Origin of the sequence: Gelidibacter sp. (assembly GCF_035577925.1) — a bacterium.
Classification (GTDB): Bacteria; Bacteroidota; Bacteroidia; order Flavobacteriales; family Flavobacteriaceae; genus Gelidibacter.
The window spans coordinates 1-5,867 of sequence record NZ_DATJCY010000243.1; the positions used below are offsets into that span (position 1 = coordinate 1).

6 protein-coding genes are annotated in these 5,867 nt (G+C 37.4%); 3 read left to right on the top strand and 3 right to left on the bottom strand.

The features are described from left to right. The 3 genes from VNJ50_RS09835 to VNJ50_RS09845 all read left to right on the top strand — a co-directional run. On the top strand, window positions 1–561 hold a 561-nt coding region (locus tag VNJ50_RS09835; RefSeq protein ID WP_325581388.1), incomplete at its 5' end, for a helix-turn-helix domain-containing protein. 93 nt (window positions 562–654) lie between these two features. Continuing rightward, a complete protein-coding gene (locus VNJ50_RS09840) occupies window positions 655–1,371 on the top strand; it encodes a pirin family protein (protein WP_325581389.1) in 717 nt (238 codons plus the stop codon). Between the two features lie 32 nt (window positions 1,372–1,403). Beyond that, window positions 1,404–1,931 (top strand): YceI family protein, encoded by a 528-nt coding sequence (locus VNJ50_RS09845; protein ID WP_325581391.1) that lies wholly within the window; start codon window positions 1,404–1,406, stop codon window positions 1,929–1,931. 136 nt (window positions 1,932–2,067) lie between these two features. Here the strand turns inward: VNJ50_RS09845 and VNJ50_RS09850 are convergent, their stop codons facing one another. From VNJ50_RS09850 to VNJ50_RS09860, 3 genes are all read right to left on the bottom strand, one after another. Beyond that, window positions 2,068–2,469: a heavy-metal-associated domain-containing protein gene (locus VNJ50_RS09850; RefSeq protein WP_325581393.1), complete on the bottom strand. Its 402-nt coding sequence runs from the start codon at window positions 2,467–2,469 to the stop codon at window positions 2,068–2,070. Window positions 2,470–2,505: 36 nt separating this feature from the next. Continuing rightward, window positions 2,506–4,251 carry an efflux RND transporter periplasmic adaptor subunit gene (locus VNJ50_RS09855; protein ID WP_325581395.1) on the bottom strand — a complete coding sequence of 582 codons (1,746 nt, stop codon included), beginning with the start codon at window positions 4,249–4,251 and terminating at the stop codon, window positions 2,506–2,508. Between the two features lie 23 nt (window positions 4,252–4,274). Further along, window positions 4,275–5,867: copper-translocating P-type ATPase (locus tag VNJ50_RS09860; RefSeq protein ID WP_325581397.1), on the bottom strand; the 1,593-nt coding region annotated here is incomplete at its 5' end.

Consider the following 5,867-nt stretch of genomic DNA (forward strand, 5'->3'; position numbering starts at 1 on the left):
TTGTCATTTATAGAAAGTTTAAATCTCTTTCAGGATTATGGACAAAGTCCGCCACTTTTACCTAATCGAGAGCAATTTGAAGTTATACAAAATTATGCCGAAAAAATCTTTTCTATTTTTAAGAGCGATGCACCAATGAAAATCTTGTCCATTGGTTCATTTTTGAAGCTTTTGCTTATCGAATGCAATAATATCTGTACGATTAATCCTATCGAATCGACTATCGACAATTCGGGCACAGAACTCATTAGGAAATTCAAAAAGTACGTCGAAAAAGAATATAAGCAAGAACATTCCACCACATATTACGCCAATAAACTCAACATTACTTCCGATCATCTCAATCGGACTTTTAAAGCCAGAATTGGTAAAACGGCCAAAGAATACATCCAATCAAGAATTATTACTGAGGCCAAACGCCTTCTCTATTTTACCAATGCGTCCAATAAAGAAATTGGCTATGAACTTGGTTTTAATGAACCAGCCAATTTTAGTGCTTTCTTTAAAAAACACACGCATTTATCGCCATCCAGATTTAAAAAAACAGAAATCAATCCGTGATGTCGGATTTTTATAAGTTTCCTCCGATTTTTTGTATTCCACGGTTTTCATTGTCAACTTATCTTTGCAGTGTAATAAAACAAATGATATTATATGAATACAATAATTCACAAAGCAGCAACCCGAGGACATGCCAATCACGGTTGGTTAAACTCTTACCATACGTTTAGTTTTGCAAATTATTATAATCCCGAACGGATGAATTTTGGTGTACTTCGGGTCTTAAATGATGACCAAGTAGCAGCAGGGCAAGGATTTGGAACCCATCCGCACGATAATATGGAAATAATTTCCATACCTTTAGAAGGCGATTTGCAACACACCGACAGTATGGGCAATGTTGCGGTAATCAAAGAAGGCGATGTCCAGATATTAAGCGCAGGAACAGGAATCACACATTCCGAATACAACAAAAACAACGATAAGGAAGTAAAGTTTCTTCAAATTTGGGTGTTACCAAAAGAGCGAAACTTAAAACCGCGATACAGTCAGATTTCTCTTGATAATATTGCCAAAGAAAATGCGTTTTACCAAATACTATCACCTTATAAAGACGATCAAGGCGTTTGGATCAATCAAGATGCTTGGTTTCATCTTGGCAAATTTGAAAGTGGACATTCGGACCTTTATAAAATTAAAAAATCAGGCAACGGCGTTTATGCTTTTATCCTTGAAGGCGAGGTAGAAATCAATGCAACCCAACTTTCAAAAAGAGACGGTATGGGCATTTGGAATACCGACGAGTTTACCGTAAAAGCCACCAAAGATGCCCAAGTACTTTTAATGGAAGTGCCAATGAGCCTGTCATAATCATAAAACAATAATAATTAAATTTTTAAATAATGGAAAACACAAACACAACCAATTGGACCATAGACAATGTGCATTCAGAAGTTGCATTTAAAGTAAGGCACATGATGATCTCTACCGTAACCGGATATTTTGATGATTTCAAATCGACCATAAAAACCAATGGCGATGATTTCAAGAATGCTTCGGTTGAATTTACCGCGAACGTTAAGTCCATCAACACTAAAAACAATGATAGAGACAACCACTTAAAATCGGATGATTTTTTTAACGCAGAGAAATTTCCAGAATTAAAATTTGTGTCAAAATCATTTGATGGCGATAAAATTACTGGTGATTTGACCATCAGGGATGTTACCAAAGAAGTGGTTTTGGATGTCGATTTTAATGGTATTGCCGTCGATCCATACGGTCAAACAAAGGCAGGTTTTGAAATTAATGGAGAAATCAATAGAAAAGATTTTAACTTAACCTGGAATGGCGTTACCGAAACAGGAAGTATTGTCGTTTCAGATAAAGTAAAAATCGCGGTTGATGCACAGTTTATCAAACAAGGGTAATTAGATTTCTATCAAATCTAAAAAACCAATTTCAATAAAAAGCGGTCTGAAGTAAAAACACCTCAGACCGCTTTTTTGATTCCCACCAGTGGTTTTAATACCCCTAGTTTCCAAATTTAATAAAATATGAACTGAATTATTGAATATTCATTTCCATATCATGGTCATATTTGCAGCAGCTGTGTAGATTTTCGTAAGCCTCTAAATCGCCCGCTACTTTTTCGGTATCATAGCCAGCAGCTGCAATAGCGTTATGGATAGCATCAGCATTTGTTTTGGAATCATCAAAAGAAACGTCTATTTTCTTTTTGTCAACATCCCAATTGGCTTTTGAAACACCATCAACCGCATTAACTGCTTTTTCAATAGTTTTCTTGCACATACCACAATTCCCTCTAACTCCAAAGGTCAATTCTGCCATGGCAATTTCCTGAGTCGCTTCGCTTTCAGTGGTTTCTGCTAATGGTTTGGCTTCGTCTTTACAACTTGTCAAGCTGATTGCTGCTACAAAAGCAACACTTAAAAATAATTTGTTCATGATTTTAAAAATTTTGTTGTTGTTTATTGATTTTACTTACTCTATTACTTCTTTTACTTCACCACATTTTAGCATCGCATCCCCAAAATAAGGATTCAATACTTGATCTTCCTTACTTAACCAATAGCCGCCCTTGTCATTATTGGCCATTGGACAAAATTGAAGATAAACCTTTTCATTGACACCAAAGGTCTCGACAGCATTTATCAAACGCAATGATAAATTTTTAAAGTGATTTCTTTGCAAATTTACACCAGTTTCCTTAATTATCGCATTGGCAGATGTTTCAATTTCCATTTCCAAGTTTGCCCAATGTTCATGCGCTGCATTATCAGATAACAACTTGATATCTACATATTTTAAATTGTTCAGCATGTTTTTGGCGTCGTCCGATACTTTATTGGAATCATCTTTAACCAAGGCGTCTTTCAGTTTTATATAGTCATTAAAAACTGCTTTTAATTGATTTTGAAAATCAACAGGAACTATCAACCGTTCCATAGCACTCACGTATTCTGGATCCATGCCGTGATGATCGTTATGGCCGTCTGCATTGTTCATCATACTTTTTTTACCTTGAAGTTGTGCAGCGGCATCTATGGTGAAAGTACCGTTCACCACCACTTCTTCGCCATTGGAAAGTCCTTCAGTAATTGCATAATTATCGCCATTTTTTGCACCTAAACCAACTTCTCGCATTTCAAAAATAGGTTCGTTTGGATTTGTTTTTACATAGACCAAAGATCTATTTCCCGTCCAAAGCACTGCAGTAGCAGGAACACTTACTTGTGATTGATTTTCTCCATTAATAGAAATTTGCACTTTGGTGGTTACGAACATTCCTGGTTTAAAAATTCCAACTTTATTATTTAAAGTCGCTCTTACAGCAACCGTTCTAGATTGGGTATTTAAACTCGGATCGATGAAAGATATCGTAGCTTCAAATTTTTTATTGGGATAAGCGTTGGAAGAAACAGATATTTTTTGACCAACTTTCAATTTTGAAATCTGATTTTCGTAGGCATCAAACATTGCCCAAACAGTTCCAAGATTACTTACTTTTACAATAGCTTGTCCTTGCGACACATAATCGCCTTCTTCGACCAACTTTTCAGAAACTGTTCCGGAAACAGTGGCATAAACAGGAAAATTCTCTTGTACTTTTCCAGAAGCTTCAATAGCATCGATTTGGGTATCTGATAATTTCCAAAGTTTTAATTTATTGCGAACGGCGTTGTACAATGCCGGTTGTGATGCCTTCATTGAAGCTGCGGTCAAAAGCTCTTGTTGCGCTGCAACCAATGCCGGTGCATAAATGGTCGCCAACAATTGGCCTTTATTTACTTTTTCACCAGTAAAACTAACATTCAATTTTTCTATCCTGCCTTCAAAATAACTGGCTTGAACAGCATTGGCTTCTTCATTTGGCATAATTTTTCCAGAAAGCATGAGGGAATTATCTTCAGTTTCGGAAGCTTTCCCCACAACCATTGTTTGGATATTTGCCAAAGCCATGGCGTTTTTTGACATTTTTATTTCGTTCGGCGATAGACCTTCCGCTCCTGCTTCGGCAGGAATAAGATCCATTCCACAGAGTGGGCAATCGCCAGGTTCGGGCTGCATAATTTGTGGATGCATCGAGCACGTCCACATTTGATTGGCAGCAACTTCTTCAGAATGATCTTTGGTGCTTTTACTCGTAGTATTTCCGCCGAAAATCAGGAATCCTACTAAAAGTCCAACAATTAAAGCAAGACCTATATAAATGATATTTTTTTTCATTTCTTTCGTTTAATTTATTTTAATTAAATCTTTGCTGTTCTTAATCGCAGTGCATTTCCTATAACGGAAACTGAGCTAAAACTCATCGCCAAAGCAGCAATCATCGGCGATAATAGAATTCCGAAGAACGGAAATAAAATACCTGCGGCAATCGGTACTCCCAATGTGTTGTAAACAAGTGCAAAAAACAGGTTTTGTTTGATGTTTTTCATCACGGCATGACTTAATTTTCTTGCTTTTACGATGCCGTGCAAATCACCTTTCACTAAGGTAATCATCGCACTTTCAATCGCCACATCGGTTCCTGTGCCCATAGCAATGCCGACATCACTTTTTGCCAATGCCGGTGCATCGTTGATGCCATCGCCTGCCATTGCAACTATTTTCCCTTCTTTTTGAAGTTTTTCCACTTCCTTCAATTTGTCCTGAGGTAGCATACTCGCTTTAAATCCTGTAAGATGAAGTTCTCTGGCAACTGCTTGTGCCGTGTCGTGGTTATCGCCCGTCATCATAATGACTTCAATACCTCTTTCCTGAAGTTCTTTGATGGCTTTTGCTGATGTTGGTTTGATTTTATCGCCTATGACAACATAACCAACCACCTTGTTATCAACAGATAAATAGGAAACTGTTTTTCCTTGTTGTTGATAGGTTTTTGCTTCGTCTTCCATTTCTTGGCTGATCTCCGCATTCGCATATGCCATCATCTCAGGATTTCCTAAAGCTATTTTTTGATTTTGAATCATAGCTTCCACTCCTTTTCCGGTAACAGCACTAAAAGCTTCTGATTTTAGGAATTTCGTATTTTGTTCCTTCGCATATTTTACAGTCGCTTCCGCTAATGGATGTTCGCTATTGCTATTTAACGAAGCAATCAACTGCAAAACTTCTTTATCTGAAAAACCATTATCAAACGTATCTACTTTTTCAACCATTGGTTTTCCTTCGGTGATGGTTCCTGTTTTATCAATAATTAAAACATCTACTTTATCCATTTTCTCAAGGGCTTCGGCATTTTTAATCAAAACGCCATTTTGCGCTCCTTTTCCAACGCCAACCATCACTGACATGGGCGTTGCCAATCCCAAGGCACACGGACAAGCAATAATTAAAACCGCAATGGCATTGACCAATGCAAATACATAAGCGGGTTCTGGGCCCCAAATGGCCCAAACCGTAAAAGTTAGGATCGAAATCAGAACGACTACCGGTACAAAATACCCTGATACTTTATCTGCTAAATTTTGAATAGGTGCTCGACTTCGGCTGGCGTCATTCACCATTTGAATGATTTGGGAAAGCAAAGTATCACTACCTATTTTTTCGGCTTTCATCAAAAACACCTGATTGCCATTGATAGTTCCGCTGTTTACTTTGTCGTCTATCGTTTTGGTAACGGGAATAGGTTCGCCAGAAATCATCGATTCATCAATAGTCGTTTCTCCCTCTGTAATAACGCCATCTACGGGAATTTTATCTCCTGGTTTTACTTTTAAAATATCACCTAATTCAATTTTATCGATACTCACTTCCACTTCTTCGCCATCGACCATTTTCACAGCTTTATTGGGCGCTAATTTCAACAACTCTTTTACCGCTGAATTGGTTCTACTGTG